General features: G+C 59.6%; 27 protein-coding genes, 4 tRNA genes and 1 pseudogene. 9 read left to right on the top strand and 23 right to left on the bottom strand.

Going from position 1 to position 26,921, the window contains the following annotated elements; all coding sequences use genetic code 11:
- Window positions 1-35: 35 nt before the first annotated feature.
- On the bottom strand, window positions 36-968 hold the full coding sequence (locus ABIA48_RS18935; protein ID WP_429490549.1) for a LysR family transcriptional regulator: 933 nt from the start codon (window positions 966-968) through the stop codon (window positions 36-38).
- A 121-nt stretch (window positions 969-1,089) separates the two neighbouring features.
- Here ABIA48_RS18935 and ABIA48_RS18930 point away from each other — a divergent pair, with 121 nt between their 5' ends.
- Window positions 1,090-1,332 (top strand): DUF2790 domain-containing protein, encoded by a 243-nt coding sequence (locus ABIA48_RS18930; RefSeq protein WP_007990398.1) that lies wholly within the window; start codon window positions 1,090-1,092, stop codon window positions 1,330-1,332.
- 8 nt (window positions 1,333-1,340) lie between these two features.
- On the opposite strand, the gene ABIA48_RS18925 is transcribed toward ABIA48_RS18930, so the two are convergent.
- The 3 genes from ABIA48_RS18925 to ABIA48_RS18915 are packed head-to-tail and all read right to left on the bottom strand — an operon-like array spanning window position 1,341 to window position 5,193.
- On the bottom strand, window positions 1,341-2,609 hold the full coding sequence (locus tag ABIA48_RS18925) for an OprD family porin (RefSeq protein ID WP_429490547.1): 1,269 nt from the start codon (window positions 2,607-2,609) through the stop codon (window positions 1,341-1,343).
- Between the two features lie 16 nt (window positions 2,610-2,625).
- Window positions 2,626-3,846, bottom strand: a complete 1,221-nt coding sequence (locus ABIA48_RS18920; RefSeq protein ID WP_429490545.1) for a benzoate/H(+) symporter BenE family transporter — start codon at window positions 3,844-3,846, stop codon at window positions 2,626-2,628.
- A 3-nt stretch (window positions 3,847-3,849) separates the two neighbouring features.
- The gene (locus tag ABIA48_RS18915) at window positions 3,850-5,193 is read right to left on the bottom strand and encodes an aromatic acid/H+ symport family MFS transporter (protein ID WP_429490543.1); all 1,344 of its coding nucleotides are present in this window, start codon (window positions 5,191-5,193) and stop codon (window positions 3,850-3,852) included.
- Between the two features lie 219 nt (window positions 5,194-5,412).
- On the opposite strand from ABIA48_RS18915, the gene ABIA48_RS18910 reads away from it, so the two are divergent.
- The 3 genes from ABIA48_RS18910 (at window position 5,413) to ABIA48_RS18900 (ending at window position 7,676) form a co-directional block, all read left to right on the top strand.
- The gene (locus tag ABIA48_RS18910) at window positions 5,413-6,039 is read left to right on the top strand and encodes a DUF1780 domain-containing protein (protein WP_007970534.1); all 627 of its coding nucleotides are present in this window, start codon (window positions 5,413-5,415) and stop codon (window positions 6,037-6,039) included.
- Between the two features lie 104 nt (window positions 6,040-6,143).
- Window positions 6,144-6,317, top strand: a complete 174-nt coding sequence (locus tag ABIA48_RS18905) for a DUF3094 domain-containing protein (protein ID WP_429490541.1) — start codon at window positions 6,144-6,146, stop codon at window positions 6,315-6,317.
- 60 nt (window positions 6,318-6,377) lie between these two features.
- Window positions 6,378-7,676, top strand: a complete 1,299-nt coding sequence (locus ABIA48_RS18900) for an NAD(P)/FAD-dependent oxidoreductase (protein ID WP_429490539.1) — start codon at window positions 6,378-6,380, stop codon at window positions 7,674-7,676.
- A 174-nt stretch (window positions 7,677-7,850) separates the two neighbouring features.
- On the opposite strand, the gene ABIA48_RS18895 is transcribed toward ABIA48_RS18900, so the two are convergent.
- From ABIA48_RS18895 to rluD, 7 genes are all read right to left on the bottom strand, one after another.
- Window positions 7,851-7,927, bottom strand: a tRNA-Pro gene (locus ABIA48_RS18895).
- Between the two features lie 95 nt (window positions 7,928-8,022).
- Window positions 8,023-8,098, bottom strand: a tRNA-Lys gene (locus ABIA48_RS18890).
- Between the two features lie 5 nt (window positions 8,099-8,103).
- Window positions 8,104-8,180: transfer RNA gene (locus tag ABIA48_RS18885), tRNA-Pro, on the bottom strand.
- 9 nt (window positions 8,181-8,189) lie between these two features.
- Window positions 8,190-8,265, bottom strand: a tRNA-Asn gene (locus tag ABIA48_RS18880).
- Between the two features lie 300 nt (window positions 8,266-8,565).
- On the bottom strand, window positions 8,566-11,130 hold the full coding sequence (gene clpB, locus ABIA48_RS18875; RefSeq protein ID WP_429490537.1) for an ATP-dependent chaperone ClpB: 2,565 nt from the start codon (window positions 11,128-11,130) through the stop codon (window positions 8,566-8,568).
- Between the two features lie 130 nt (window positions 11,131-11,260).
- A complete protein-coding gene (gene pgeF, locus ABIA48_RS18870; protein ID WP_429490535.1) occupies window positions 11,261-11,986 on the bottom strand; it encodes a peptidoglycan editing factor PgeF in 726 nt (241 codons plus the stop codon).
- Complete coding sequence (gene rluD, locus ABIA48_RS18865; protein ID WP_007990414.1) at window positions 11,983-12,945, bottom strand: 23S rRNA pseudouridine(1911/1915/1917) synthase RluD; 963 nt, start codon at window positions 12,943-12,945, stop codon at window positions 11,983-11,985. Before rluD ends, pgeF begins: the two co-directional genes overlap by 4 nt.
- A gap of 151 nt (window positions 12,946-13,096) precedes the next feature.
- Between rluD and ABIA48_RS18860 the strand changes: the two genes are divergently transcribed.
- The 4 genes and pseudogenes from ABIA48_RS18860 to ABIA48_RS18845 all read left to right on the top strand — a co-directional run bounded on the left by ABIA48_RS18860 (window position 13,097) and on the right by ABIA48_RS18845 (window position 16,158).
- Entirely contained in the window at window positions 13,097-14,119 is a 1,023-nt protein-coding gene (locus ABIA48_RS18860) for an outer membrane protein assembly factor BamD (RefSeq protein ID WP_429490533.1), read from the top strand.
- Between the two features lie 125 nt (window positions 14,120-14,244).
- The gene (locus tag ABIA48_RS18855) at window positions 14,245-14,478 is read left to right on the top strand and encodes a PP0621 family protein (RefSeq protein WP_429490531.1); all 234 of its coding nucleotides are present in this window, start codon (window positions 14,245-14,247) and stop codon (window positions 14,476-14,478) included.
- Between the two features lie 46 nt (window positions 14,479-14,524).
- Window positions 14,525-14,827, top strand: a pseudogene (locus ABIA48_RS18850) (hypothetical protein); the annotation flags it as partial.
- A complete protein-coding gene (locus tag ABIA48_RS18845) occupies window positions 14,824-16,158 on the top strand; it encodes a sigma-54-dependent transcriptional regulator (RefSeq protein WP_429490529.1) in 1,335 nt (444 codons plus the stop codon). The pseudogene ABIA48_RS18850 and the gene ABIA48_RS18845, both read left to right, overlap by 4 nt.
- Window positions 16,159-16,253: 95 nt before the next feature.
- Here ABIA48_RS18845 and thiO read toward each other — a convergent pair whose 3' ends face one another.
- The 7 genes from thiO to ABIA48_RS18810 are packed head-to-tail and all read right to left on the bottom strand — an operon-like array spanning window position 16,254 to window position 20,340.
- Entirely contained in the window at window positions 16,254-17,354 is a 1,101-nt protein-coding gene (gene thiO, locus ABIA48_RS18840) for a glycine oxidase ThiO (RefSeq protein WP_429490528.1), read from the bottom strand.
- 56 nt (window positions 17,355-17,410) lie between these two features.
- Window positions 17,411-17,812, bottom strand: a complete 402-nt coding sequence (locus ABIA48_RS18835) for a type IV pilin protein (RefSeq protein WP_204934262.1) — start codon at window positions 17,810-17,812, stop codon at window positions 17,411-17,413.
- Between the two features lie 14 nt (window positions 17,813-17,826).
- Entirely contained in the window at window positions 17,827-18,240 is a 414-nt protein-coding gene (locus ABIA48_RS18830) for a hypothetical protein (protein WP_429490526.1), read from the bottom strand.
- On the bottom strand, window positions 18,227-18,706 hold the full coding sequence (locus tag ABIA48_RS18825) for a pilus assembly PilX family protein (RefSeq protein ID WP_429490524.1): 480 nt from the start codon (window positions 18,704-18,706) through the stop codon (window positions 18,227-18,229). The genes ABIA48_RS18830 and ABIA48_RS18825 overlap by 14 nt, the downstream gene beginning before the upstream one ends.
- 10 nt (window positions 18,707-18,716) lie before the next feature.
- A complete protein-coding gene (locus tag ABIA48_RS18820; protein WP_429490522.1) occupies window positions 18,717-19,424 on the bottom strand; it encodes a PilW family protein in 708 nt (235 codons plus the stop codon).
- On the bottom strand, window positions 19,421-19,870 hold the full coding sequence (gene pilV, locus ABIA48_RS18815) for a type IV pilus modification protein PilV (protein ID WP_429490520.1): 450 nt from the start codon (window positions 19,868-19,870) through the stop codon (window positions 19,421-19,423). The genes ABIA48_RS18820 and pilV overlap by 4 nt, the downstream gene beginning before the upstream one ends.
- Complete coding sequence (locus ABIA48_RS18810) at window positions 19,867-20,340, bottom strand: GspH/FimT family pseudopilin (protein WP_429490518.1); 474 nt, start codon at window positions 20,338-20,340, stop codon at window positions 19,867-19,869. Before ABIA48_RS18810 ends, pilV begins: the two co-directional genes overlap by 4 nt.
- A gap of 130 nt (window positions 20,341-20,470) precedes the next feature.
- On the opposite strand from ABIA48_RS18810, the gene ABIA48_RS18805 reads away from it, so the two are divergent.
- Window positions 20,471-21,010 carry a GspH/FimT family pseudopilin gene (locus tag ABIA48_RS18805; protein ID WP_429490516.1) on the top strand — a complete coding sequence of 180 codons (540 nt, stop codon included), beginning with the start codon at window positions 20,471-20,473 and terminating at the stop codon, window positions 21,008-21,010.
- Here ABIA48_RS18805 and ispH read toward each other — a convergent pair.
- From ispH to ribF, 5 genes are all read right to left on the bottom strand, one after another.
- Entirely contained in the window at window positions 20,979-21,926 is a 948-nt protein-coding gene (gene ispH, locus ABIA48_RS18800; RefSeq protein WP_102701727.1) for a 4-hydroxy-3-methylbut-2-enyl diphosphate reductase, read from the bottom strand. The two genes, ABIA48_RS18805 and ispH, sit on opposite strands and share 32 nt — an antisense overlap.
- Before the next feature lie 168 nt (window positions 21,927-22,094).
- The gene (gene fkpB, locus ABIA48_RS18795) at window positions 22,095-22,532 is read right to left on the bottom strand and encodes an FKBP-type peptidyl-prolyl cis-trans isomerase (RefSeq protein ID WP_172435403.1); all 438 of its coding nucleotides are present in this window, start codon (window positions 22,530-22,532) and stop codon (window positions 22,095-22,097) included.
- A gap of 7 nt (window positions 22,533-22,539) precedes the next feature.
- The gene (lspA, locus tag ABIA48_RS18790) at window positions 22,540-23,052 is read right to left on the bottom strand and encodes a signal peptidase II (RefSeq protein ID WP_007970932.1); all 513 of its coding nucleotides are present in this window, start codon (window positions 23,050-23,052) and stop codon (window positions 22,540-22,542) included.
- Window positions 23,045-25,876 carry an isoleucine--tRNA ligase gene (gene ileS, locus ABIA48_RS18785; RefSeq protein WP_429490513.1) on the bottom strand — a complete coding sequence of 944 codons (2,832 nt, stop codon included), beginning with the start codon at window positions 25,874-25,876 and terminating at the stop codon, window positions 23,045-23,047. Before ileS ends, lspA begins: the two co-directional genes overlap by 8 nt.
- A gap of 13 nt (window positions 25,877-25,889) precedes the next feature.
- Window positions 25,890-26,828 carry a bifunctional riboflavin kinase/FAD synthetase gene (ribF, locus tag ABIA48_RS18780; protein ID WP_429490511.1) on the bottom strand — a complete coding sequence of 313 codons (939 nt, stop codon included), beginning with the start codon at window positions 26,826-26,828 and terminating at the stop codon, window positions 25,890-25,892.
- Between the last annotated feature and the right edge of the window lie 93 nt (window positions 26,829-26,921).

The raw sequence follows: 26,921 nt of genomic DNA, 5'->3' as shown, positions 1-26,921 counted from the left end.
CTCAGTCTACACCGCCGCTCGCCTGCCCTTCGACTTCACGCCCAATGCCGCGGATCGTTCATCACCGCGTCATGGTCGGCAAACAGCTTCGGTAGCTCTGACTTGAGAAAGTCCACCCAGGTGCGCACCTTGGCATCGAGAAAGCGTCGCGAAGGATACAGCGCATACACATTGCGTTCGCGCAGGCGCCATGCAGGTAACACGCGCAGCAAAGTGCCGTCGCTCAAGGGCCGCGTCGCGGTGTAGAACGGCAGCAGGCTGATGCCCATGCCCGCCTCCGAAGCCTTGACCATCGACTCGGCAACATTGCACTGAAAGGTCTTGGCCGGGCTGACGGCGTGCTCGCCGTGCTCGTCCTGGAAAAGCCATTGATCGCTGTACAACGGGTCGAGCATGCGCAGGCATTGATGATCGCTCAGCGCCAGCGGCTGCTGCGGCACGCCCCGACGGTGCAGATAGTCCGGGGAGGCACAGGGCACGCTATAGATTTGCCCGACGGCCTGCGCAACCATTTGCGAGTCGGCCAGTTCGGGCGCTATCGAAATCACCACATCGTGACCCTCCTCCAGCGGATCGGGATTGCGCTGCGACAAGGTCAGCTCGAACACCACATCGGGATATAGCTCGCTGTAGCGGGCGATCAACGGCGTAAGCAGCACACCCAGGCCGTTCATGCTGTGCACCCGCAGGCGTCCGGCCGGACTGATATGCGCGCCACGGGCCTCGGCCGTTGCCTCATCCATGGCCTCGACGATTTGCCGGCTGCGCAGCAGGAAACGCTCGCCGGCGTCGGTCAGGCCCAAGCGCCGCGTGGTGCGTTGCAGCAGACGCGCCTGTACATGTTCCTCCAGATCCGCCACCAATCGGGATACCTGCGCGGTCGACAGATCCAGCGTATCGGCAGCCCCGGTGAAACTGGCGCAATCCACCACCCGGATGAACACGCGCAAGTTGTTAAGCACATCCATAAGCCCCCCTCGGGCGATGACTGTTACGTTTTATGTAAGGCTGCATCCGGCGTTCGCTCCTTTATCCATCGGTGGCAAAGACTAAAATTCAAACATCAGAACCGACACGGAGCACGCCAACATGAAAACGTTGATCAGCCTGTTGCTGACCGTCATCGCCACCTCGGCCATGGCCGCTGGCAACGAACCCCTCGCAGTCCTGTACAACCCGGCGCAGCCACTGGACATCGCCAGCGTGGTTTCTGTGTCGAACACCGCGACCGCGTGCGGGGTTGTCCCGGCAACCATGGTGTACGTCGATCATCAGGGCCAGACCCACCGCGTGACCTACGACGTCATCGGTGATTGCACCAGCGACCTGTGATCAGTGGCTCATAGCAAGGTCCACGTGTAGCTGAGGATCAAGCGGTTCTCGTCGATATCACTGCGGTAGTTTGAACGTGCCATCGCATTGCGCACGCGAATGCCCAAACCTTTGAGGCTGCCGCTCTGCAGCACATAGCCGATGTCCAGGTCACGCTCGCGATCCTTGCCTTCAAAGCCCTTGCCGGTATCGACATTGTTGCCGCTGATGTAGCGCACCGTACTGGTCAGCCCCGGTACGCCGAGCGCCGCGAAGTCGTAGTCGTAGCGCGCCTGCCAGGAACGTTCATCGGTGAAGGCGAACTCATAGGTCGGTACTTCGTTGCCCAGCGGCGAGATGTTGGCAAACACCCGTGGGAACGCACTGTCACCGAACATGCCCTGATAGCCGACGTAAAACGTATGGCCGCCACGCTTGGCCGACAGCAACGAGAAGAACGCCTGGTTGTCGATGTTGCCCAGCAGTTTTTTGCCGTCCTCGCGCGAATCGTAGTAACCGAGGTTGGCGCCGAGGATCCAGTTGCCCACCGGCTCACTGTGCTTTAAACCCAGAAAACGCTGGTTGTAGATATCTTCCAGTTGCCCGTACCAGGCGCTGACCGAACTGCGCTTGTCGTTGAAAGCATAATCAGCGCCGGCAAAATTGAAACCGTCACTGCTGACCTGGCGCTGCGGCACGTGCCCCAGCATCGCTTGCATCTTTTCGTCGCCTGCCTCGTTGCGCAGGCTGGTTGAACTCAAGTGACCACCCTGCACCGTCAGGCCATTGATCTCGCTGGAGGTGATGCTTGCGCCCTGATAACTCGGCGGCAGCAGGCGAATATCGCTGAACGCCAACACCGGCAGATTGGGTTGCAGTTCACCGACTTTCAGCTCGGTTTTGGAGTAGCGCATCTTCAACGCGCCTTCCAGACGGCTGTAGTTGTCCGCCGCGCGGCCGTCGTCCTGCACCGGCAGCAAACCGGTATTGGTCCGGTCCGGGGCGCTGTCGAGCTTGAGGCCGAGCAAGCCGATGACATCCACCCCAAACCCGACGGTGCCCTGGGTGTATCCGGACTTCACGTTGAGGATGAAACCCTGGGCCCACTCTTCAGCCTTCGATTGCTGGTTGGCGCCAACGATGTCGGAATAGTCGCGGCTGAAGTAGTAATTGCGCGCCTGCAACGTCGCGGTGGTGTCTTCGACAAAGCCGGTTTCAGCCGCCATTGCACCCGTGGAAAAACTCGAGACGACAGCCAGGGACAACGCCGAACCGGTTGTTGGGAGAATCTGTTTCATCGTTTTTCTCTTATTGTTATTGATCGACTGGTTGAAGGACTTCAGTTGCAGAGGATTTGCGACAGGGAACGGGACGACGGACGCTCAACAGCACATGGGTGAGCATGCCGAAAATCAGCCCCCAGAACGCCGCGGACAAACCGAACAACGACATGCCCGAAGCCGTGACCAGAAAGGTCACCAGCGCGGCTTCGCGATCGCTCGGCACCGCCATTGCGCCCGTCAACGCGCCGGCAATGGCGGCGAACAAGGCCAGCCCGGCCAACGCCGCGATCAACTCTTTGGGGAACGCTGAAAACAGCGAGACCAGCGTGGCGCCGAAGATTCCCAACAGCAGGTAACACAGGCCGCCGACGACCCCGGCCACGTAGCGTTTGCGAGGATCTTCGTGGGCTTCGCGACCGGTGCAGATCGCCGCGGTGATCGCCGCCAGATTCAGTCCATGGCAACCAAACGGCGCCAGCAATGCCGTGCCCAGCGCGCTACTGGCGACGATCGGGCTCGCTGGCGTCGGATAACCGCTGGCGCGCAGCACCGCCATGCCGGGCACGAACTGACCGGTCAGCGCCACCATCACCAGCGGCAGGGCGATGTTCAGGATCGCGCCCAGGCTGAACTCGGGCGTGATCCACACTGGCGTGGCCAGGCCGATCACCAGCGCTTCACGATGCAAATCACCGGTGAACGCGGCAATCGAACACCCCACCAGCAGCACCATCATCACCGCATAACGCGGCACCACACGCTTGCAGATCAGGTAGCTGGCAAACATCGCCAGGACCAGCACCGGCTTGTGCTGCATCGACACGAACAAACCGGTACCGAAACTGAACAGGATCCCCGCCAGCATCGCCGCCGAGATGGCGGCGGGCAGCTTGCTGATGATCCGGTCGAAAGCCCCCGAGATGCCAACCAGGAAAATGATCAGGCTGCTGACCAGATAAGCCCCCACCGCCTCTGCCATGGAGATGTCCGGCAACAGCGTCACCAGCAACGCCGAGCCCGGCGCCGACCAGGCGATGATCACCGGAACGCGGTAGCGCAGGCTCAAGCCGATACCGAGCACGGCGCTGCCAATGGAGATCGCCCAGATCCAGGACGACAACACTTCCCGCGAAAGATGCGCCGCCTCTGCTGCCTGAAAGATGATCACCAATGGACCGGCATAGGAAATCACCGTGGCAATGAATCCAGCCACGGCGGCTGACAGCGAGAAGTCCTGGAAAAACGCTTTCATGATTCAGGCACCGGTCGCTGACAACGCAGGATTGACACCTGCAGCGCTGCGTCGGCTGCTGATGGCGAACACGGTCATGGCCAGGGCCGCCACCGCACCGGGCACGGCAAACGCCATGAAATTCAGTTGCAGGGGCAGGCTGATCCCGAGCAAGGCACCACCCAGCAGCGGACCGACGATGGCCCCGTTGCGCCCAATGCCCGACGCCCAGCCCAGACCGGTAGAACGAATCGTCATGGAATAAAACTGCGCGGCGCAGGCGTACAAGAGAATCTGCGAGCCAATGGTGGTGGCACCCGCAATGGCGATCAGCAGGTACAACACCGGCGTCGGGCTGTTGAAGCCCAACAGCGTGATCGACACCGCCGCCATGGCGAAAAACACCGCCAGCACTTTCGGCAGATTATGTTTGTCGCCCAGCACCCCGCCACCGACCGCGCCGAAGATCGCCCCGAAATTCAACACCAGCAGGAACGACAGGCTCGAACCCAGGCTGTAACCGGCGTTGGCCATCAGTTTCGGCAGCCAGGAACTCAGCGCGTACACCATCAACAGGCAGCAGAAAAACGCCAGCCACAGCATCAGCGTGCGCAGTGCACGGCCTTCACGGAACAACTGCAACACCGGGGTGCCCGTGCCTTTCACTTCGGCCATGTGCAATTGATCAGACACTTGCGCGACGTAGGCCGGATCAATCCGCTGAAGAATATTGCGCGCCTCTTCATGACGCCCCTGACGCAACATGAAGCCCACCGATTCGGGCAGGAAATACATGATCAGCGGCAACAACAGCAACGGCAGGACCGCCACGTAAAACACCGACTGCCAGCCGAAACCCGGGATCAGCACAATGCCCAGCCCGGCAGACAGCATGCCGCCCACCGAGTAACCGCTGAACATGATCGCGACCAGAGTGCTGCGGATTTTTTTCGGCGCGTACTCGTTCATCAGTGCCACGACGTTAGGCATCACGCCGCCAATGCCGAGCCCGGCAATGAAGCGACAGAGGCCGAACTCGGTGGGGTTGCGGGCGAATCCATTGAGCACGGTGAAGCCACTGAAGAGCATCACGCAGACCGTGATGGCTTTTTTGCGGCCAATCCTGTCCGACAGCGGTCCGAAGAACAGCGCGCCGAACATCATGCCGAACAGTGCATAGCTGCCCAATGCACCGGCCTGCAGAGGACTGAGCCCCCACTCTTTCATCAGCATCGGCAAGACCACGCCGTAGATCACCAGATCGTAACCGTCGAAGATGATGATCAGGGCACACCAGAACAGCACCATCCAGTGAAAGCGGTTGAAACGAGCGTTGTCGATAACCTCATGTACGTCGATCTTGCGCATGGCATCTATCTCTTGTTGTTGTTTTTTTAGAGCGGCGGTAACACGGCTTACGTCCGTACAGCCGAGGGTAGAGCCGCCCGATACGTGGCAATAGCCAGTGCGCGCAGATCACTATCCATTTTGTGCAGGGCCCTGAAACGGGCATGGGAACGGAAGGCATAGAGCCACTCCGACAAATTGTCTTCTTTGCGATCACATTTGAACGCTAAGCTTGGGCCTATGGATGACTCAGATTATTTACGCCTGCTGACCATCGCGGCTGAGCAGGCCAACGCGTTCCTGTCCAATGCCCGCAAGTGGGAGCGTGAGCGTTGGGTTTGCCAGCGCCTGCTGCAAGGCTTGAACATTCCCTATCGCGCCGATGAGTTCGCCCCCGCCGGAGAGCCGCCGGACGTGTTGTTTCGCGATGCCAGTTTCGAGGTGTTCTTCGTGCTCGACGAGGGCCGGCGACTCAACGATGAATGGCGCGACGAACTGCAACGCCGACGCAGCGCGTTTTCCCTGAGCCAACTGGTGCGCCGCGAGGCCAAGCCACGACGTATCCCTGCCAATGAGTTCTTGCTGCGATTGGCGCCGACCTTGCGCAAAAAAGCGCACAACTACAAAGAACGCGGCATGGATCTGGGTGAGCTGGATATCATTGCCTTCGCCAGCCTGAAACGCGAAGTGCTGGACCTCAACAGCCATTTCCCGCCGCCGACCGAATACCTGCGCCAGGGCTGGCGCTCGCTGTCATTGGTCGGGCCGACATTCGCCCGCGTGCTGTTCGCCCACCCGGATGCACCGGACTTCTTGCGCAGCAACCTGGGGCGCAGCATTGTGTTCGACGTCGGGATCAGCCTGTGAGCCTCGAGCCTTTCCCCGGTCAGCAGCTAAGCTCCGTTCACAGCTGAATAATTTCCCTGTAGCTTCTACACATTCAGCAACGTCTACCCCTGACGAGGCCCGATATGACCAGCCGCCTGAACCCCGACGACCAAAAGCATGTCGAAGAGTACCTGCAGTTGTCCCAGCACCAAGTCGATCGCCGGCCTTTCCGGCCGTGGATGCTCCTTGTACTGGTATTGGCAGTGACCATTGGTCTGGGCCTGTTGAGCCGACTTATCAGTTACCTGACGCTATGAGCTGCCTTGCGCTCGCGCGGTTGACTGCACCGATTTCTTTTAGCCTTGCGAGATATCCCCATGACTCATCGTATTGTCATCGTTGGCGGCGGCGCCGGCGGTCTGGAGTTGGCTACCCGTCTGGGTAAGACTCTGGGCAAGCGCGGCACGGCCAGTGTGATGCTGGTCGACGCGAACCTGACCCACATCTGGAAACCGTTGTTGCACGAAGTGGCGGCCGGTTCCCTGAACTCTTCCGAAGACGAACTCAACTATGTGGCCCAGGCCAAATGGAACCACTTCGAGTTCCAGCTGGGACGCATGAGCGGGCTCGATCGCGCGAAGAAAAAAATCCAGCTGGCCGCCACCTATGACGAAGCCGGCCTGGAACTGGTACCGGCGCGCGAAGTGCCTTACGACTCGCTGGTGATCTCCGTCGGCAGCACCACCAACGATTTCGGCACCCAGGGCGCGGCGCAACACTGCCTGTTCCTCGACACCCGCAAACAGGCCGAGCGTTTCCACCAGCAACTGCTCAATCACTATTTGCGCGCGCACGCAGGGCAAACCGACGTGGTCGAGCAAATCAGCGTGGCCATCGTCGGCGCCGGTGCCACCGGGGTCGAGCTGGCCGCCGAACTGCACAACGCCGCCCATGAATTGGCAGCCTATGGCCTGGACCGGATCAAACCGGAAAACATGCACATCACCCTGATCGAAGCCGGTCCACGGGTACTGCCGGCGCTGCCGGAGCGAATTGGCGGGCCTGTGCATAAAACCCTGGAGAAACTCGGGGTCAACGTCATGACCAATGCCGCGGTCAGCGAAGTGACGGCAGACAGCCTGCTTACTGCCGATGGCAACGTGATCAAGGCCAGCCTGAAAGTCTGGGCCGCGGGGATTCGCGCACCGGGTTTCCTCAAGGACATCGATGGCCTGGAAACCAACCGCATCAATCAGCTGCAAGTGCTGCCAACCCTGCAAACCACCCGTGACGAGAACATCTTCGCGTTCGGTGACTGCGCCGCCTGCCCGCAACCGGGCAGCGACCGCAATGTGCCGCCACGCGCCCAGGCCGCTCACCAACAGGCTTCGTTGCTGGCCAAATCGTTGAAACTGCGCATCGAAGGCAAGGCACTGCCGGAGTACAAGTACACCGACTACGGCTCGCTGATCTCGCTGTCGCGTTTTTCGGCTGTGGGTAACCTGATGGGCAACCTCACCGGCAGCGTGATGCTCGAAGGCTGGCTGGCGCGGATGTTCTACGTGTCGCTGTACCGTATGCACCAGATGGCGCTGTACGGACCGTTCCGCACGGCAATGCTGATGCTCGGCAGCAAGATCGGACGCGGCACCGAGCCTCGCCTGAAGCTGCACTAAAACAACCCCCTGTGGGAGCGGGCTTGCTCGCGATGGCGTCCTTTCTGTCGATATCAATGTCGCCTGATACACCGTCATCGCGAGCAAGCCCGCTCCCACAGGGTTTTGCGGCACGCCCAGTATTTTTGAAAGCAAAAAAAATCCCCGTATCTTTCGATACGAGGATTTTTAATATGGTCGGGGTAAGGGGATTCGAACTCCTGACATCCTGCTCCCAAAGCAGGCGCGCTACCGGACTGCGCTATACCCCGGTAAAAAAAAGGCACCTTTTAAAGGCGCCTCCTGCGAACAGAGCTTTTGGCGTCTGATCTTAAGATTCGATTCCAGCGCTAACTGGTTTCAAAAATGGTGGGTCGTGTGGGATTCGAACCTACGACCAATTGGTTAAAAGCCAACTGCTCTACCAACTGAGCTAACGACCCAAAAATGGTCGGGGTAAGGGGATTCGAACTCCTGACATCCTGCTCCCAAAGCAGGCGCGCTACCGGACTGCGCTATACCCCGGTTTGAAATTGGCTCCGTGACCAGGACTCGAACCTGGGACCCAATGATTAACAGTCATTTGCTCTACCGACTGAGCTATCACGGAACTACACATTTCAATTTACAACTTTGAAGCTTTACAGCGTTCCCTTCAACCCGTTCGCATCGCTGCGTTCGTGTGTCTGAGGCGCGCTATTCTACAATCTTCAGAACCTCTGTCAACCCCCTAAATTGCTTTCAAGTTAATGATTTGCAACTTATTTTGGATTCCTGCTTGGGGAGCAGAAACCCTGACGGGTGACTTACTGCGGGGCGCACTTTACAAGCCTTTTCCTTTGAGTTCAACAGCCTAACGAAAAAAAGGCCTCGCAATGCGAGGCCTTTTCGATTTTGTTGCCGTTATGGATCAGACGAAGACGATTTCGTCGTTTTCCACCACACCGTGAGCTGTATCGCCCGGCATGAATCGACCGGAGAGAATCAGCTGCGCCAGCGGGTTCTCGATCCAGCGCTGGATCGCTCGTTTGAGCGGCCGTGCGCCATACACTGGGTCGTAACCGACCGCGATCAGCTTGTCCATGGCTTCAGGGCTGAGCTCAAGCTTCAGCTCGCGCTCGGTCAGGCGGCTACGCAGACGACCCAACTGGATCTCGGTAATGCCGGCGATCTGATCCCGCGCCAATGGCTCGAAGATCACCACTTCGTCGACCCGGTTGATGAACTCCGGCCGGAAGTGGCTGGAAATCGCATCCATCACTGCCGCACGCTGCGCCTCACGATCGCCGATCAATTCCTGAATCTGCACCGAGCCCAGGTTGGACGTCATGACAATCACGGTGTTCTTGAAATCCACCGTACGGCCATGGCTGTCGGTCAGACGGCCATCTTCCAGCACTTGCAACAGGATGTTGAACACATCCGGGTGCGCCTTCTCGACCTCGTCCAGCAGGATCACCGAGTAAGGCTTGCGACGCACCGCCTCAGTCAAATAACCGCCCTCCTCATAGCCTACATAGCCTGGAGGAGCACCAATCAAGCGAGCCACGGAATGTTTCTCCATGAACTCGGACATGTCGATCCGCACCATCGCCTCTTCGGTATCGAAGAGGAATTCGGCCAGCGCCTTGCACAGCTCGGTTTTACCGACACCGGTCGGGCCGAGGAACATGAACGAGCCGCTCGGGCGATTCGGGTCGGATAACCCGGCGCGGGAGCGCCGCACTGCGTTGGAAACCGCCACCACCGCTTCATCCTGGCCGATCACACGCTGGTGCAACAGGCTTTCCATCTTCATCAGTTTTTCGCGCTCGCCTTCGAGCATTTTCGACACTGGAATACCGGTCCACTTCGACACGACTTCGGCGATTTCTTCTTCGGTCACCTTGCTGCGCAGCAACTGGTTTTCGGGTTTGCCATGCTGGTCGACCATTTGCAGGCTGCGCTCAAGGTCCGGGATCACCCCGTACTGCAACTCGGCCATGCGGTTCAGGTCGCCCTTGCGGCGGGCCGCTTCCAGTTCCTGACGGGACTGCTCGATCTTCTGCTGGATCTGCGCCGAACCCTGTACCTCGGCTTTTTCCGAGTTCCAGATTTCTTCGAGATCCGAGTACTCACGCTCATGACGAGCAATTTCTTCCTGCAGTTTTTCCAGACGCTTCTTCGCCGCGTCGTCGCTTTCTTTCTTCAGCGCCTGGGATTCCACCTTCAGCTGAATCAGACGACGCTCCAGGCGGTCCAGCACTTCCGGCTTGGAGTCAATCTCCATGCGGATACGGCTGGCGGCTTCATCGATCAGGTCGATGGCCTTGTCCGGTAGCTGCCGGTCCGTGATGTAACGATGACTGAGCTTGGCTGCGGCAATGATCGCGCCGTCGGTGATCGCCACCTTGTGGTGAACCTCATAACGCTCTTTGAGGCCACGCAGGATGGCGATGGTGTCTTCTTCGCTCGGCTCGTCCACCAGCACTTTCTGGAAACGTCGCTCGAGCGCGGCGTCCTTCTCTATGTATTGGCGGTACTCGTTGAGCGTGGTGGCGCCCACGCAGTGCAGTTCACCGCGGGCCAGTGCCGGCTTGAGCATGTTGCCCGCATCCATCGAACCTTCGCCCTTACCGGCGCCGACCATGGTGTGCAGTTCGTCGATAAACAGGATGATCTGCCCTTCCTGCTTCGACAGCTCATTGAGCAACGCCTTGAGCCGTTCTTCGAACTCACCGCGATACTTGGCACCGGCAATCAACGCCCCCATGTCCAGGGACAACAGGCGCTTGCCCTTGAGGCCATCCGGCACTTCACCATTGATGATGCGCTGGGCCAGGCCTTCGGCGATGGCGGTTTTACCCACGCCAGGCTCACCGATCAGCACCGGGTTGTTCTTGGTGCGACGTTGCAGCACCTGGATGGTCCGGCGAATTTCATCGTCTCGGCCGATCACCGGATCGAGCTTGCCGTCTTCGGCGCGCTTGGTCAGGTCGATGGTGTATTTATCCAGTGCCTGTCGTGCTTCTTCGTGGTTAGGGTCGTTGACGGCCTCGCCACCGCGCAGGTTGTTGATCGCATTTTCCAGGGCTTTCTTGCTCACGCCCTGGCCGAGCAACAGTTTGCCGAGCTTGCTGTTTTCGTCCATGGCGGCGAGCAACACCAACTCGCTGGAGATGAACTGGTCGCCTTTCTGCTGGGCCAGACGATCGGCCTGATTGAGCAGGCGCGCCAGATCCTGCGACATGTTCACATCGCCGGTCGGATTCTGGATTTTCGGTAGCTGGTCGAGCTCTTTGGTCAGCTCTTTACGCAAGCTGTTGACGTCGAAGCCCACCTGCATCAGCAGGGGCTTGATCGAGCCGCCCTGCTGCTCGAGCAAGGCTTGCATCAAGTGCGCCGGTTCAATGGCCGGATGATCGTGGCCGACAGCCAGGGATTGGGCATCGGACAACGCTAACTGCAGTTTGCTGGTTAAACGGTCTATACGCATGGGTCACCTTCCTTTTGAGCAGGCCGGACCTATAAAACATCCTGAATGAAGAAACCTGCCAGATACCACAATAGATGTGGTCGATTCTGGGAGTTTCAAGCGTCGTGACGTTGATGCAGGTCAGACAAGTCTAGCGTTCGAGCCAAACCAAGGAGGCAAACCGACCAGTGCGAGGACTGCGGCGGTAAGAAAAGAAGCGTGGGTCGGTTACGGTGCAGAAACCGCCGCCGTAGACGGCCGTTACACCACGAGCCGCGAGACGCAGACGTGCCAGCCAATAGATGTCGGCCATGAACTTGCCGGCGTTTTGGCTCGGGACAAAAGCTTCCGCCGCTTGCGGCAACTGCTGAACGAAGATCTCACGCACTTCCGGCCCGACTTCAAAGGCTTGCGGGCCAATGGCCGGGCCGAGCCAGACCAGCACCTCGTCGGGAGGTGCGGCCAGACTGTCGAGGGTCGCTTCCAGCACACCCGCCGCCAGCCCGCGCCAACCGGCATGGGCTGCCGCAACGCGAGTTCCGGCGCGATCGCAAAACAATGCCGGCAGGCAATCGGCGGTCATTGCCGCACAGGCGATGCCGGGGGTCGATGTCCAACTGGCGTCGGCGGTGATCACCTGGTTCGGGTCGGCATGGGCCACGACGATGCCGTGGACCTGCTGCAGCCAGGCCGGTTGAATGGAGAAATGATCGGTCAAACGACGGCGATTCTCGGCAACCGCTTCAGGGTTGTCGTCGACGTGATCGCCGAGGTTGAGGCTGTCGAACGGCGCCACACTAACGCCGCCCGCACGGGTGGTCACACAGGCTTTTACCCCGGCCGGCGCGGGCCAGTCAGGAATCAGCCAGTCACTCATCCGATGAACGCCTCGCGGTCTTGCTTGAGCAGGGTCAGCAACCAGACGAAATCTTCCGGCAACGGCGATTCCCAGCTCATGCGCTTACCGGTCGTCGGGTGATCCAGCTCCAGGAACCGTGCATGCAAGGCCTGACGCGGGAAGTTTTTCAACGACTCGACCATGGTCGGGTTGGCGGCCGGCGGGATACGGAAACGACCACCGTAAGCAGGATCTCCGACCAACGGGTAGTTGATGTGCGCCATGTGCACACGAATCTGGTGTGTACGACCGGTTTCCAGCTTCACCCGCACATGGGTGTGGGAGCGGAAACGCTCGAGCACGCGGTAATGGCTGACGGCTTGCTTGCCACCTTCCATCACGGCCATGCGCTGGCGTTGCTGGCCGTGACGACCGATCGGCGCATTGATCTTGCCGCCAGCGGTCACCACACCAATCACGATGCACTCGTAGATCCGGCTGACGCTGCGGCTCTGCAACTGTGTAACCAGCTGCGTCTGCGCTTGAATGGTCTTGGCCACCACCATCAGACCGGTGGTGTCCTTGTCCAGGCGATGCACGATACCGGCGCGGGGCACATTGATGATGTCCGGCACGTGGTGCAGCAACGCGTTGAGCAAGGTGCCATCGGCGTGACCGGCAGCCGGGTGCACCACCAGGCCCGCAGGCTTGTTGATCACCAGGATGTCGTCGTCTTCGTAGACGATGTCCAGGGCAATGTCTTGAGCGACCCATTCGCCCTGAGCTTCCTGCTCGGCAGTCAGCTCAAGGATGGCGCCACCGTGAACGATGTCTCGCGGGCGGATAACCGCCCCATCCACAGTCAGGCGGCCGTCTTTGATCCAGGCGGAAAGGCGCGAGCGCGAGTGCTCAGCGAATAGTTGTGCGGCGACTTGATCGAGGCGTTGGCCGCCCAATTCGGACGGCACCTCTGCGCGAAGTTCAATTTTATCGGACATGCTCAGACTAGGCGTCGGCACAGCCTTTGGTTTCGGCTGCGCGCTTGTGGTTAAATACGGCGTCTTTTGCCCCGAGGCTATACAACGGGGCGCTCATCATAACAGGACGGCCACGCCCAAGACAGCGGCCGTCATAGGGACGCAAGCCGCCATGCAAGTGAAACACCTGCTGCTGATCGCCATCCTCGCATTGACCGCTGCTTGCTCATCGAAGGAAGTCGTAGACGAAAACCTCAGTGAAGTCGAGCTGTACCAACAGGCTCAAAAAGACCTGGACAACAGTAGCTACACCAGTGCCATCGCCAAGCTGAAGGCTCTGGAATCGCGTTATCCGTTCGGTCGTTATGCCGACCAGGCGCAACTCGAGCTCATCTACGCCAACTACAAGAATACCGAGCCAGAAGCGGCCAAGTCCGCTGCTGAGCGTTTCATTCGCCTGCACCCACAGCATCCGAACGTCGATTATGCCTACTACCTCAAGGGCCTGACTTCTTTCGACCAGGATGTTGGCCTCCTGGCGCGTTTCCTGCCGCTGGACATGACCAAGCGTGACCCGGGCGCCGCCCGCGACTCCTATAACGAATTCGCCCAACTGACCAGCCGCTTCCCGAACAGCCGCTACGCGCCAGACGCCAAGCAGCGCATGATTTATCTGCGCAACCTGCTGGCGGCCTACGAAATTCACGTGGCCGACTATTACCTGACCCGTCAGGCCTATGTCGCCGCTGCGAACCGCGGTCGTTACGTGGTGGAAAACTTCCAGGAAACCCCTTCGGTCGGCGACGGCCTGGCGGTGATGACCGAGTCCTACCAGCGCCTGCACCTGGACGAATTGGCGGCCACCAGCCTGGAAACCCTGAAGCTCAACTACCCGAACCACCCGACGCTGGTGGACGGTCAATTCGTACCGACCGTGGCCGAAGCCGACAACCGTTCGTGGCTGAGCAAGGCGACCCTGGGCCTGATCGAATCCCGTCCGCCGCTGCCACCGGGCGAAACCCGCGCCAACCAGGACGTACAGCGGCAGTTCCAGGACGCCAAGGACGCGATCCCGAGCGAGCTCAAGCCTAAAGACGGCAATGGCGACGCGGTCGAAGAAGAAGATCACGAAGCGCAAGGCAACAACAGCGACCGTTCGTGGTTCAGCTACATGACCTTCGGCGTGTTCGACTGACACCTCGGGTTGTGTAAAAAGGGAGACTTTCGAGTCTCCCTTTTTTATTTCATTGATTTATTACACTGTGCGCCTGACAGGTCCTTGGCTAAACTGCCGGATCATCATTCGAATAGCAGCTCATCATGCTTCGTTTATTGTTCTGGATCGCCCTGATTGCCGCTGCAGTATGGTTCTGGCGCAAATTAAAGGGTCAGGCTTCCACCCCCAGGTCCCCCGACGAACGGGAAGCGGCGCCCATGGTCCGCTGCGCCCATTGCGGCGTTCACCTGCCCCGTGACCGTGCGCTGAGCCTCGACCAACGGTGGTATTGCAGCCAGGCTCATCTCGAGCAAGACAAGGGCTCCAGTGGCCGCTGACATGCCACCCGAACTGGCGACTGATTGAGCACTATCGCGCATACCCAAGGAACTCAAAGGCGTCGATCGACGTCTGACGCAGATTATTCAAGACCACACTCTGCGAATGAACCGGGTAATCAAAAACGTCCTGCAACTGCGGCGCCGCGAGCAAATGTCGCTGCCACGGCTCGACCTGAAACCACTGGAAATACTCGATAACGAAGCCCCAGCCCCCCATATCAGGGGCTTGGGGCTTTATCCGTCCGGCCAGCCGGGCGAAAGCACTCTGTCCCGCCTAGACTTCAAGGCACGCCAGGAAAGCGGCTGCTTTTGCGTTACCTTTGCTCACGGACGGCCCCCACGTTGAACACGAGACCACGACAAAAAGTCTTGATCGTCGATGACGAACCGGACATTCGCGAACTCCTGGAAATCACCCTGGGAAGGATGAAACTGGAGACGTTTAACGCCCGCAACGTCGGCGAAGCGCAATCCCTGCTAAATCGCGAAACCTTCGATCTATGCCTGACTGACATGCAGTTGTCGGACGGTACCGGCCTGGAGCTGGTGCAGCACATCCAGCAACGTCACCCTCGGGTCCAAGTGGCGATGATCACCGCCTATGCCAGCCTCGAAACCGCGATCAATGTGCTCAAGGCCGGGGCATTCGACTTCCTGACCAAACCGGTGGACCTTACGCGCCTGCGCGAACTGGTCACCAGCGCCCTGCTTCCGGCTTCCAGCGTCGCCCTCGAGCGCCGCTTGCTGGGCGATTCACTGCCCATGCGCAATCTGCGCAAGCACATCGCCAAACTGGCCCGCAGCCAGGCGCCGGTGTATATCAGTGGCGAATCCGGTAGCGGCAAGGAGTTGGTCGCGCGGCTGATCCATGATCAAGGCCCCCGCGCCAACCGGCCATTCATACCGATCAACTGCGGTGCGATTCCTTCCGAACTGATGGAGAGCGAGTTTTTCGGCCATCGCAAAGGCAGTTTCAGCGGCGCCATCGAGGACAAGCCCGGCCTGTTCCAGGCCGCCCATGGTGGCACCCTGTTCCTGGACGAAGTGGCTGATTTGCCGCTGGCGATGCAGGTCAAGTTGCTGCGCGCCATTCAGGAAAAAGCCGTGCGCAGCGTCGGCGGGCAACAGGAAGTGCTGGTCGATGTGCGCATTCTCTGCGCCACGCACAAGGACCTTGACGCCGAAGTCACCGCCGAACGCTTCCGCCAGGACCTGTACTACCGTTTGAACGTGATCGAGTTGCGGGTCCCGCCCTTGCGCGAGCGCCGCGACGACATCGAAACACTGGCCAGCCACATGCTCAAGCGCTTGGTCGCCGGCACTGGCCAACCCGCGGCAATACTCCATCCGCAAGCCCTTGATGCATTGAAAAGCTACCGTTTCCCGGGCAACGTGCGGGAACTGGAAAACATGCTCGAACGGGCACACACGTTGTGCGAGAACAACCAGATCGAAGCCGGCGACTTGCGTCTGGCTGAAGGCAACTGTGGGGTTGAGGGTGGCGTACCGGACCTGACACAGATCGACAATCTGGAAACTTACCTGGAAAACGTCGAACGCCAGCTGCTGCTCCAGGCCCTGGAAGAAACCCGCTGGAACCGCACGGCGGCGGCTCAGCGGTTGAATCTTTCATTCAGGTCAATGCGTTACCGGCTCAAGAAGTTGGGACTGGATTGAGACTTTAAAAAAGATCGCAGCCTGCGGCAGCTCCTACATGATGGGAGCGCGCCTCCTGTAGGAGCTGCCGCAGGCTGCGATCTTTTGTGCCTGTTTCAAAGTCTTCCGGCAGGCGCATAAGGTGCCGGATCAATGATCGGCGTCCGGCCCAGCATCACATCGGCAAACAACTGGCACGATGCGGGCGCCAGCACCAATCCGTTACGGTAGTGCCCGCAGTTGAGCCACAGCCCTTCAAACCCTGGCACCCGACCGATGTAAGGAATGCCTTCGGGTGAACCCGGACGTAAACCGGCCCAATGCCCGACCACTTCAGCATCGGCCAGTGCCGGAATCAATTCCACCGCAGAGGCCTTGAGGCTCTCCAGAGCCGACCCGGTTGGCGTCTTGTCATAGCCTTCATGTTCCAGCGTGCTGCCGATCAGGATGTGCCCATCGCGCCGGGGTATCGCATATCGGCCTTTGGCCAGAACCATGCTCGGCAAAAAATCTGCCGCGCACTTGTAGAGAATCATTTGGCCTTTCACCGGTTCGACCGGCAGCGTCAGATCCAGGAGCTTGAGCAAGTCACCGCTCCAGGCGCCCGCCGTCAGGACAACTTGATCGCCCAGAACAGTACCTGTGGAGGTCTGCACGCCGACTACTTTGTCGCCGTCACGAACAAACCCGCTGACTTCGCACTGCTCATGGATTGTCACGTTCGGCAGCGCCAGCAACGCAGCCTTGAGTGACTTCACCAGTCGCGGATTACGCACGTTGGCAACATCAGCCATGTAGATCGCCCGGGAAAAACCACTGCCCAGCACCGGCACGGCGTCGTGTACTGCGCAAATATCCACCGCGCCAAGCGGACGATTTTCCCGGGCAGCCCACGCCAGCGCTTCGGCTTCATCGTCCAGGTCCAGCCAGTACAGACCTGTGGTGTGCACTTCAGGATCAATACCGGTAGCGGCAAACAGCCGCTCACCCAACTGTGGATAAAAATCCTGGGACCAGTGAGCCAACGCGGTGACTGCCGGGCTGTAGCGCCACGGGTAAAGCGGCGAAACGATGCCCCCACCGGCCCAGGACGATTCCTGGCCGACGTTCGAGCGATCCAGCAGCACAACGCTTTGCACTTCTGACGCGAGATTGAAGGCCGTCAGCAAACCAATCACACCGCCGCCGACAATCACCACTTGCTGTTGCCTGGTCATGTTCTGATCCAACCGTTAAATAGACAGGGGGGTGCAAAAGGCACCCGAAAAGAAATTCAGCGCCCCCAGCAGTCTTTGCTGGTCAGGCCGGTTTTTGCGTTGACCATGCCGAGGACACCGGTGTTGGTGATGGTCAGATCACCGCACTTGTCAGTGGCCATGCTCGTGCCAGCCTTACGCACAGCCGTCAGCAGGAAGGTCTGGTCAGCCAGGGTCGGTGTGATGGTGTAGTAATCATTGCCGGCACTGAGGCCCGTCGCATCGGTGTAGGCATTTTTCTGCGAGTAGAAGCGTTCCAGGAGCTGTGCCTGCTCCGAGAGCAGGCCGGCCACTTCTGCGCGGCGACCCTTGTTCAGGTACTCGGTGAAGCTCGGGGCGGCAAAGGTCATGACAATCCCGATGATCGCAATCACGATCATGATTTCGATCAGGGTAAAACCGCGGTTGGAACTACGCATGCCTCAACTCTCACTTACTGTATTTGTCGCCACATGATGCGACGGCTGCCGCCGGATTTTTCCATCCCCGGCGTATCGTCGCCAGTGGAATCGTTCACAACCCCGCCATTGTCGCTGGCCTCCTGGGTCGAATGCTCTCCGATAAAGACCACGCCATCGGATAGCGCGTCCATGTTGTCGACCACGCCATCGTCGTTGCTGTCGAGCATCTTAACGCCGATCGCAGCGGGCAGCTTCAGGCAGACGGCTTTCAACCTCTGATTGCTGTGGTAGAAACCGTACCAATTGCCATTTGCCAGACAGGTTGGCCGGTTCAGCGCCGGCAAATCCGATAGCGTGGCGCCATGCGCCAACACTGGCAAGCTAAGCGCGACCACGCCCCCAAACAGTCGTGACCACAATCTGACCGGTCGCTCAGTACTTCGCATAGATGCTCTCCACCACGCTGCGCGAATGGCCCGCGATGCCTACCGCCGTTACCCGATACAACGTCGCCGGGGTATTGATGGGCACATTCACCGCATTTCGACTGACACCGATGTTCTGCACGCCATAAAAGCCATTGCCCGATGCAATCCAGGTCACGCCGGAAGTGGCGCTGAAGCCGGCAGCAGTAATCGTCGAAGACTCGGACGGTGGTGCACATTGAACGATACCGCTGCAAACCGGCAGTGCGTAACTGTCCCGTTGCACTGCACTCTCCCCCACCCGCAATGCCGCTTCAGCGCCTTGAAACGACTGGTTGCGCAAGGCGACGCTACCGGCCATTTTTTCCTGCAGGGTGGCGCTCTGCATCGATGAAAGACCAATCAGCGTCAGCAGGAGCAAGAACACCAGACTGACCAGCAGTGCCATGCCGCGCTGGGTGTAATACTTCATGACAGAACGATTCATTGGCTCCCTCTCATGGCAAGCGGTTGCGCAGAGCGGCCACGACGTTGAAGGTTTGATCGCTCACCCGGTGGTTCGGATCGAAGAGGGTCAGACTCAGACGAACGCTACGAATCAGCGCGGAGTCCGGCGGGTTGCTGCTGTAGCGAGAAGCAGCCAGATCAGTGGCCGTGCTGGCCAAGCCAAAGCTCACGTCAAAAGCACCTACGTTGTTCACCAATACCTGCGATGGTGCGTCCCCGCCCTTCATAAACAGTTGGTTTTTGCTGAAGCTGTAAATCAGCCGCCGTATCGGAAATGCCAGTTGCCCTGCCACTGGAGTCGGACCGTCGCTGTAAGCCGTCGAATTGTCTAGACAGTCGGAAAGCACGGTCCAGTCCGGCTTGCCACCATTGCCGCCGACATCCGCCGTAACCAGAGTCAACTTGCGACTGCCATTGTCCCAACGGATCGGCGTTAGCTGGCTGGCATGGAAATCACCTTTCTTACTTGAATCGGTGATCGTTTCCAGACAACCGAACATCCCGACCATGCGGATTTCCTGAATCATTTTGCTCAACACGAAACGTGCGTCCTCTTGCATGTTCGCGGCAGCATTCTGGCTGAGATAAGTGTTCTTCGCCGCGATGAAAACCTGTACCACGCCCAGCACCACAATCAGGCTCAATGCCAGGGCGATCAGCATCTCGACCAGGCCAAAGCCTTTGCTACAACGGCTCAAGGAGTCACCACCGGGTCGATGGCAGCGCGGCTGCTCAGGACAAAACTGCGCCGCGAGTCGGCAACATTCGCAGCCCGTGAGTCGTCCCAGAAAATCGTGATGGTGTACACCTGCTGATTGACGGTGACACTGCCCGTCGCGGTGGCACCGAGTGAGCTGACTATGTTGGATTTGAAGTCAAACAGGTCCTGATCCCGGGTAACGCCTGGATTGCCCGAAGCCGGTGGCGCAATGGTGTAGTCCGCAACGGCGTTGGCGCGAATGCGGTCCAGCATGTCGTAGGCGATAAAACTGGCCTGACTGGTCATACGCGCGCTGTCCGTGTACTTCAGCGCATTGAGCTGAAACGCCGCTGCCCCCAGTAACCCCACTCCCAGAATGACTAACGCCACCAGGATTTCGACCAGCGTCATGCCCTCCTGCGTGCGGTTGCTCCATGCCTTCATCCGCAACTCCCACCCAATAGAATTCGTCCGTTCAAACACACTGTCAGCGTCCTGCTTTGCGCGCCCCGTCCATAGCTGATCACCACCTCTGAGGACGGTGATGACAACCCGCCCATACTGTTGAAATCGATGGCAGTCACACCTGAGGTTAGCGCCAGAGTTGCGCCGCGGCTCAACGCTGGAACAACCCGTAATACATTGGCCAAAGCGCCAGTACTGTCGTAAACCGTCAGTTCCCCACTCCAGACATCCCCACCGGCTGTCGGGCGCACCCGTGTGGTATTGCCCCGCTCAATGGCTTCGAGCCGGGCAAAATTCAGGGCTCGTTGCAGGTCAACGATTTCGGTATCGGCCCTGGTTGTTTGCATCGAGCGGGTAAACGCCGGGACAGCCAGAGTCAGCAGAATCAGCAGGATCGTGATCGCGACCAGCAACTCGATCAGCGTGAAACCTTTTGTACGATGATCCATCGGGGCCTTCTGTTTCCTTCGGCTATACCTGCTTTTACGCGGCACAACATCCGAGCGATGCAGTGCGTTTGCGTTGCCATTTATCGCGCAGGGATTGCGCGAGCCACAGCACGCCACGGAGGGAGATGTCATGCGGCAACAAGGCTTCAGCCTGATCGAACTGCTCATGGGACTGGCAATTACAGGAATTGTTCTGCATCTGGTCACTCCGGCGTTCGCAACGCTGATCGAGTCGAACCAAAGGGAGCAGGCGGCGCAGGCTCTTTTCAGTGGTATTCGCACCGCCCGAACCGAAGCCATCGTCCGTAACCAGGCCGTGGTGATTCACGCCATCGATGGCGACTGGAGCCAGGGCTGGCGGATCATTCTGGATATCAGCGGCAAGGGCGATAAGGACAGTAACAATCTACTGTTGGCCGAACGTCGGAGCGGCACACGAGTGCCGATTGCGGGGAACGGTCCGATCGATCGTTTCGTACGATTCAGTGGCCAGGGCGAGCCACTGTTTGGAGGGACATTACATATTTGCGCAGTTCGCAAACCGGTAAGCCAACATCAAGTGGTGTTGGCACGGACCGGCCGCGTCAGCCTGCGCAGCGATGAGGCTGAACAGGCGTTATGCGAAGAAAGGAAAAAACTCAGAGCAATGAACGAACGCGCAGCTCTTTAGGCATCGAGAACGTGATGTTCTCCTCGCGACCGGCCAGTTCATCGGCACCGGTGGCACCCCAGGCCTGCAACTGCTGGATCACGCCGCGCACCAGGACTTCCGGGGCGGATGCGCCAGCGGTGATGCCGATACGCTCGACACCGTCGAACCAGCTTTTTTGCAGGTCTTCGGCACCGTCGATCAGGTAGGCGGGAGTGGACATGCGTTCTGCCAATTCGCGCAAGCGATTGGAGTTGGAGCTGTTCGGGCTGCCGACCACCAGCACCACGTCGCACTCGTCGGCCAGTTGCTTGACCGCGTCCTGACGGTTTTGCGTGGCGTAGCAAATGTCGTCCTTGCGCGGTCCGCCGATGGCCGGAAAGCGTGAACGCAGGGCGTCGATGACGCGGCTGGTATCGTCCATCGAGAGTGTGGTCTGGGTCACGAACGCGAGTTTTTCAGGGTTGTTCACCTGCAACGCCGCGACATCTTTCTCATCTTCGACCAGGTAGATTGCGCCGCCATTGCTGCCGTCGTACTGGCCCATGGTGCCTTCGACTTCCGGGTGACCGGCGTGGCCGATGAGAATGCACTCACGGCCGTCACGGCTGTAACGCGCCACTTCGATGTGAACTTTGGTCACCAGCGGGCACGTGGCGTCGAACACTTTCAGCCCACGGCCAGCCGCTTCGCTGCGCACGGCTTGGGAAACGCCGTGAGCACTGAAGATCACGATGACGTCGTCCGGCACCTGATCCAGCTCTTCGACGAAGATCGCGCCACGGGAGCGCAGGTCTTCGACCACGAACTTGTTGTGGACCACTTCGTGACGCACGTAGATCGGCGGCCCGAAGACTTCCAGGGCGCGGTTGACGATTTCGATCGCCCGGTCCACACCGGCACAGAAGCCACGGGGATTGGCGAGTTTGATTTGCATGCTGTGCCTCGTGTCTTGCGCGCGAAAACAATGAAAAACTAACTGTGGGAGCGAGCTTGCTCGCGATGGCGGAGTGTCAGTCAATATCAATATTGAATGTCAGGCACTCATCGCGAGCAAGCTCGCTCCCACAGGGTCAGGTGGCAACAGAAGCTGCCCCATGATGCCTTACAGTGCTTTGACGGAAATGATTTCCACGTCAAAGGTCAGCGTCTTGCCTGCCAGCGGGTGGTTGAAGTCGATGGTCACTTGCGCGTCGTCGAACTCTTTAACCACGCCCGGCAATTCAGTATTGGCCGCATCGTTGAAGATCACCAGCAAACCTGGCGACAGTTCCATGTCCTGGAACTGCGAGCGCGGGATGATCTGCACGTTTTGCGGGTTGGGCTGGCCGAAGGCGTTTTCCGGCTCGATGCTCAGCGTCCGCTTGTCACCGGCCTTGAAACCGAACAGGGCCGCTTCGAAACCTGGCAACAGGTTGCCATCACCGACCTTGAAGGTCGCAGGGGCCTTGTCGAAGGTGCTGTCCACCGTGTCGCCGTTCTCCAGGCGCAATGCGAAATGCAAGGTGACTTCCGTGTTCTGGCCGATGCGTTGCTCAGCCAATACCTGTTCAGTCATGAACGGTTTCTCCGGTCTTTTTACTTTTGAACATATCCAGTGCCAGCATCACCGCACCAACGGTAATTGCGCTGTCGGCAAAGTTGAACGCAGGGAAATACCAGCGGTTCTGCCAATGCACCAGGATGAAATCGATCACATGGCCCAGGGCAATGCGGTCATACAGGTTGCCCAGCGCGCCACCGAGCACCAGGGCCAGCGCGACCGCCAGCCAGGTTTCGTTGCGCCCCAGACGCTTGAGCCACACCACCAGTACCGCACTGACCACAACCGCGATCAGCGCGAACAGCCACCGCTGCCAGCCGGAGCTGTCAGCCAGAAAGCTGAAGGCCGCGCCAGTGTTGTAGGCCAGGGTCCAGCTGAAGTAATCGGGGATGATTACGATCTGCTGGTACATCTGGAGCTTGCCTTCGAAATAGAACTTGCTGGCCTGGTCGATGACCAGGACCAGCAAGCTCAACCAGAGCCAGCTCAGCCGTCCGAAACGGCCAACGGCATTAGGCATAGTGGCGAACCTCGCCAGCGCCGCTGATGTTGTCGACGCAACGACCGCAGATTTCCGGATGCTCCGGGTTCACGCCGACGTCTTCACGGCAGTGCCAGCAACGAGCGCACTTGGCGTAGCTCGACTTGACGATCTTCAGCTTCAGGCCGCTGACTTCGGTGACCACGGCATCGGCCGGTGCCTGCGCCAATGGCGCGACACTGGCGGTCGAAGTGATCAGCACGAAACGCAATTCGTTGCTCAGCTTGGCCAGGTCGGCGGTCAGCGCGTCTTCGGCGAACAGCGTCACTTCGGCTTGCAGGTTGCCTCCGACAGCCTTGGCTGCACGCTGGATTTCCATCTCTTTGTTGACCGCGACCTTCACTTCCATGATGCGGTCCCAGTAGGCGCGACCCAGCTCAAAGCCTTCCGGCAGTTCACTCAGGCCTTCGTACCAGGTGTTGAGCATGACGGACTCGTTACGTTCGCCCGGCAGATACTGCCACAGTTCGTCAGCGGTGAACGCCAGGATCGGCGCGATCCAGCGCACCAGCGCTTCGCTGATGTGGAACAACGCAGTCTGGCAGGAGCGACGGGCCTTGCTGTCGGCGCCAGTGGTGTACTGGCGGTCCTTGATGATGTCGAGGTAGAAACCGCCCAGCTCCTGCACGCAGAAGTTGTGGATCTTCGAGTACACGTTCCAGAAGCGGTATTCGCCGTAGTGCTCTTGCAGTTCACGCTGCAGCAGCAGAGTACGGTCCACGGCCCAACGGTCCAGCGCCAGCATTTCTTCGGCCGGTAGCAGGTCGGTGGCCGGGTTGAAGCCGGTCAGGTTGGAAAGCAGGAAGCGCGCGGTGTTACGGATACGCCGGTAGGCATCCGCACTGCGTTGCAGGATCTGCTCGGAAACCGCCATTTCACCCGAGTAATCGGTAGAGGCAACCCACAGACGCATGATGTCGGCGCCCAGGGTGTCGTTGACTTTCTGTGGCGCAATCACGTTGCCCAAAGACTTGGACATCTTGCGGCCGGACTCGTCGACCGTGAAGCCGTGGGTCAGCAGTTCACGATACGGTGCGTGGTTGTCGATGGCACAACCGGTCAGTAGCGACGAGTGGAACCAGCCACGGTGTTGGTCCGAGCCTTCCAGGTACAGATCGGCGCGTGGACCGGTTTCGTGGCCCATCGGGTGCGAACCGCGCAGGACGTGCCAGTGCGTTGTGCCCGAGTCGAACCAGACGTCCAGGGTGTCGCTGATCTTGTCGTACTGCGGCGCTTCATCACCCAGCAGTTCGGCGGCGTCCAGCTTGAACCAGGCCTCGATGCCTTCGACTTCGACGCGCTTGGCAACTTCTTCCATCAGTTCGACGGTGCGCGGGTGCAGTTCGCCGCTTTCCTTGTTCAGGAAGAACGGGATCGGCACACCCCAGTTGCGCTGACGGGAAATGCACCAGTCCGGACGGTTGGCGATCATCGAGTGCAGGCGCGCCTGGCCCCAGGCCGGGACAAACCTGGTGTCTTCGATGGCTTTGAGCGAACGCACGCGCAGGGTGTCGCCGGTAGTCGGCTGCTTGTCCATACCGATGAACCACTGCGCGGTGGCGCGATAGATCAGCGGGGTCTTGTGGCGCCAGCAGTGCATGTAGCTGTGTTCGATGACGGTGGTGTGCAGCAGCGCACCGACTTCGGTCAGCTTGTCGACGATGGCCGGGTTGGCCTTCCAGATGAACTGGCCGCCGAAGAACTCCAGCGACGGCACGTAGACACCGTTGCTCTGGACCGGGTTGAGGATATCGTCGTTGACCATGCCGTACTTCTTGCAGGTCACGAAGTCGTCCACGCCGTAGGCTGGCGAGGAGTGAACCACGCCGGTGCCGGCGCCCAGTTCAACGTAGTCGGCCAGGTAAACCGGGGACAGACGGTCGTAGAACGGGTGACGGAAGTTGATCAGTTCCAGCGCGGAACCGGTGGCGGTAGCGATGACCGAGCCTTCCAGCGAGTAGCGCGCCAGGCACGATTCGACCAGTTCTTCAGCCAGGACCAGCAACTTGTCGCCGACGTCGACCAGGGCGTAGTTGAATTCCGGATGGACGTTCAGCGCCTGGTTGGCCGGGATGGTCCACGGGGTGGTGGTCCAGATCACGATCGAAGCCGGTTTGCCCAGGGTTGGCAGACCGAAGGCGGCAGCCAGTTTGACTTCGTCGGCAATCGGGAAGGCCACGTCGATGGTCGAGGATTTCTTGTTTTCGTACTCGACTTCCGCTTCGGCCAGGGCCGAACCGCAATCGAAGCACCAGTTCACAGGCTTCAAGCCCTTGAACACGAAACCGCCCTTGACGATTTCGGCGAGGGCACGGATTTCACCGGCCTCGTTCTTGAAATCCATGGTCTTGTACGGATTGGCGAAGTCACCCAGCACGCCCAGGCGGATGAACTCGGACTTCTGGCCTTCGATCTGCTCGGTGGCGTAGGCCCGGCACAGTTCGCGGGTTTTGTCCGCGCCCAGGTTCTTGCCGTGGGTCACTTCGACTTTGTGTTCGATCGGCAGGCCGTGGCAGTCCCAGCCCGGAACATAAGGCGCGTCGAAACCCGACAGGGTCTTCGAGCGGATGATCATGTCCTTGAGAATCTTGTTCAGCGCATGACCGATGTGAATCGAACCGTTGGCGTAGGGAGGGCCGTCGTGCAGGACGAACTTCGGACGATCCTTGCCAATCTCGCGCAACTTTCCGTACAGGCCAATACTGTCCCAGCGCTGCAGGATCTGCGGTTCGCGCTGTGGCAGGCCGGCCTTCATTGGGAAGGCGGTGTCCGGAAGGTTTAGCGTGGCTTTATAGTCGGTCATTTAAGGCTCTTCATTAGCGATGGGCGCTAGGTGCGGCTAGTGCACGGGCGGCGGCGACATCCGCGTTGATCGCCGTTTTCAGCGCCTCCAGAGAGGCGAAACGCTGCTCTTCACGCAGCTTGTGGTGGAAAACCACCGTTAAACGCCGGTCATACAGATCGCCGGCAAAATCTAAAAGATGTATTTCGAGGTGGGCCTTGCCATCACCTTGTACCGTTGGCCGTACGCCGATGTTGGCGACGCCTGGCCAGGTCTTGCCGTCGATGTCGACATTGACCAGGTAAACCCCGGAAAGCGGAACGCGACGGCGCTTGAGTTGTATGTTGGCCGTAGGCGTACCCAACTGGCGAGCCAGCTTCTGGCCGTGCAGCACCCGCCCGGTAATCTGGAACGGCCGACCTAGCAGTCGCTCGGCCAAGGCAAAATCAGCTGCGGCCAGGGCATTGCGGACCTGAGTGCTGCTGACGCGAATACCGTCCAGCTCGACGGTTTGCGCCGCCTCGACGGTAAAGCCCTGAACGATGCCGGCCTGTTGCAGGAAATCGAAATCTCCCGCGCGGTCACAGCCGAAACGGAAGTCATCCCCGACCTCCAGGTGCTGGACGCCAAGGCCATCCACCAGAATGGTGTCGACGAACTCGCTGGCGCTGAGCTTGCTCAGGCGCTGGTTGAACGCCAGGCACAGAACCCGGTCGACACCTTCTGCCGCCAGCAGCTGCAGCTTGTCCCGCAGACGGGCCAGGCGGGCCGGTGCGGTCTCCGGAGCGAAGAACTCGCGCGGTTGCGGCTCGAAAATCACCACGCAACTGGGCACGCCCAACTCGAGCGCACGTTCACGCAGCCGCGCCAGGATAGCCTGGTGGCCACGGTGTACACCGTCAAAGTTGCCAATAGTGGCGACACAGCCCCGATGCTGGGGGCGCAGATTGTGGAGGCCTCGAACCAGCTGCATAACGCGCTTCTTGCTCATAAAGTGGTCGATTATAACCACACCCGGCGGCCGACGACAGGCAACACCGTAACCCAAAGTGATCGAGCCGACAAA

The organism is Pseudomonas sp. S30_BP2TU TE3576, from assembly GCF_050436025.1.
Taxonomy (GTDB): domain Bacteria; phylum Pseudomonadota; class Gammaproteobacteria; order Pseudomonadales; family Pseudomonadaceae; genus Aquipseudomonas.
The sequence above is the reverse complement of the archived record's forward strand: the minus strand, read 5'-3'. Positions and strand labels throughout refer to the sequence as shown.

Excerpts from the sequence above, each read along its gene's own strand:
- ABIA48_RS18935 (WP_429490549.1), bottom strand. The coding sequence starts at position 968 with ATGGATGTGCTTAACAACTTGCGCGTGTTCATCCGGGTGGTGGATTGC.
- ABIA48_RS18930 (WP_007990398.1), top strand. The coding sequence starts at position 1,090 with ATGAAAACGTTGATCAGCCTGTTGCTGACCGTCATCGCCACCTCGGCC.
- ABIA48_RS18925 (WP_429490547.1), bottom strand. The coding sequence starts at position 2,609 with ATGAAACAGATTCTCCCAACAACCGGTTCGGCGTTGTCCCTGGCTGTC.
- ABIA48_RS18920 (WP_429490545.1), bottom strand. The coding sequence starts at position 3,846 with ATGAAAGCGTTTTTCCAGGACTTCTCGCTGTCAGCCGCCGTGGCTGGA.
- ABIA48_RS18915 (WP_429490543.1), bottom strand. The coding sequence starts at position 5,193 with ATGCGCAAGATCGACGTACATGAGGTTATCGACAACGCTCGTTTCAAC.
- ABIA48_RS18910 (WP_007970534.1), top strand. The coding sequence starts at position 5,413 with ATGGATGACTCAGATTATTTACGCCTGCTGACCATCGCGGCTGAGCAG.
- ABIA48_RS18905 (WP_429490541.1), top strand. The coding sequence starts at position 6,144 with ATGACCAGCCGCCTGAACCCCGACGACCAAAAGCATGTCGAAGAGTAC.
- ABIA48_RS18900 (WP_429490539.1), top strand. The coding sequence starts at position 6,378 with ATGACTCATCGTATTGTCATCGTTGGCGGCGGCGCCGGCGGTCTGGAG.
- clpB (WP_429490537.1), bottom strand. The coding sequence starts at position 11,130 with ATGCGTATAGACCGTTTAACCAGCAAACTGCAGTTAGCGTTGTCCGAT.
- pgeF (WP_429490535.1), bottom strand. The coding sequence starts at position 11,986 with ATGAGTGACTGGCTGATTCCTGACTGGCCCGCGCCGGCCGGGGTAAAA.
- rluD (WP_007990414.1), bottom strand. The coding sequence starts at position 12,945 with ATGTCCGATAAAATTGAACTTCGCGCAGAGGTGCCGTCCGAATTGGGC.
- ABIA48_RS18860 (WP_429490533.1), top strand. The coding sequence starts at position 13,097 with ATGCAAGTGAAACACCTGCTGCTGATCGCCATCCTCGCATTGACCGCT.
- ABIA48_RS18855 (WP_429490531.1), top strand. The coding sequence starts at position 14,245 with ATGCTTCGTTTATTGTTCTGGATCGCCCTGATTGCCGCTGCAGTATGG.
- thiO (WP_429490528.1), bottom strand. The coding sequence starts at position 17,354 with ATGACCAGGCAACAGCAAGTGGTGATTGTCGGCGGCGGTGTGATTGGT.
- ABIA48_RS18835 (WP_204934262.1), bottom strand. The coding sequence starts at position 17,812 with ATGCGTAGTTCCAACCGCGGTTTTACCCTGATCGAAATCATGATCGTG.
- ABIA48_RS18830 (WP_429490526.1), bottom strand. The coding sequence starts at position 18,240 with ATGCGAAGTACTGAGCGACCGGTCAGATTGTGGTCACGACTGTTTGGG.
- ABIA48_RS18825 (WP_429490524.1), bottom strand. The coding sequence starts at position 18,706 with ATGAATCGTTCTGTCATGAAGTATTACACCCAGCGCGGCATGGCACTG.
- pilV (WP_429490520.1), bottom strand. The coding sequence starts at position 19,870 with ATGAAGGCATGGAGCAACCGCACGCAGGAGGGCATGACGCTGGTCGAA.
- ABIA48_RS18810 (WP_429490518.1), bottom strand. The coding sequence starts at position 20,340 with ATGGATCATCGTACAAAAGGTTTCACGCTGATCGAGTTGCTGGTCGCG.
- ABIA48_RS18805 (WP_429490516.1), top strand. The coding sequence starts at position 20,471 with ATGCGGCAACAAGGCTTCAGCCTGATCGAACTGCTCATGGGACTGGCA.
- ispH (WP_102701727.1), bottom strand. The coding sequence starts at position 21,926 with ATGCAAATCAAACTCGCCAATCCCCGTGGCTTCTGTGCCGGTGTGGAC.
- lspA (WP_007970932.1), bottom strand. The coding sequence starts at position 23,052 with ATGCCTAATGCCGTTGGCCGTTTCGGACGGCTGAGCTGGCTCTGGTTG.
- ileS (WP_429490513.1), bottom strand. The coding sequence starts at position 25,876 with ATGACCGACTATAAAGCCACGCTAAACCTTCCGGACACCGCCTTCCCA.
- ribF (WP_429490511.1), bottom strand. The coding sequence starts at position 26,828 with ATGCAGCTGGTTCGAGGCCTCCACAATCTGCGCCCCCAGCATCGGGGC.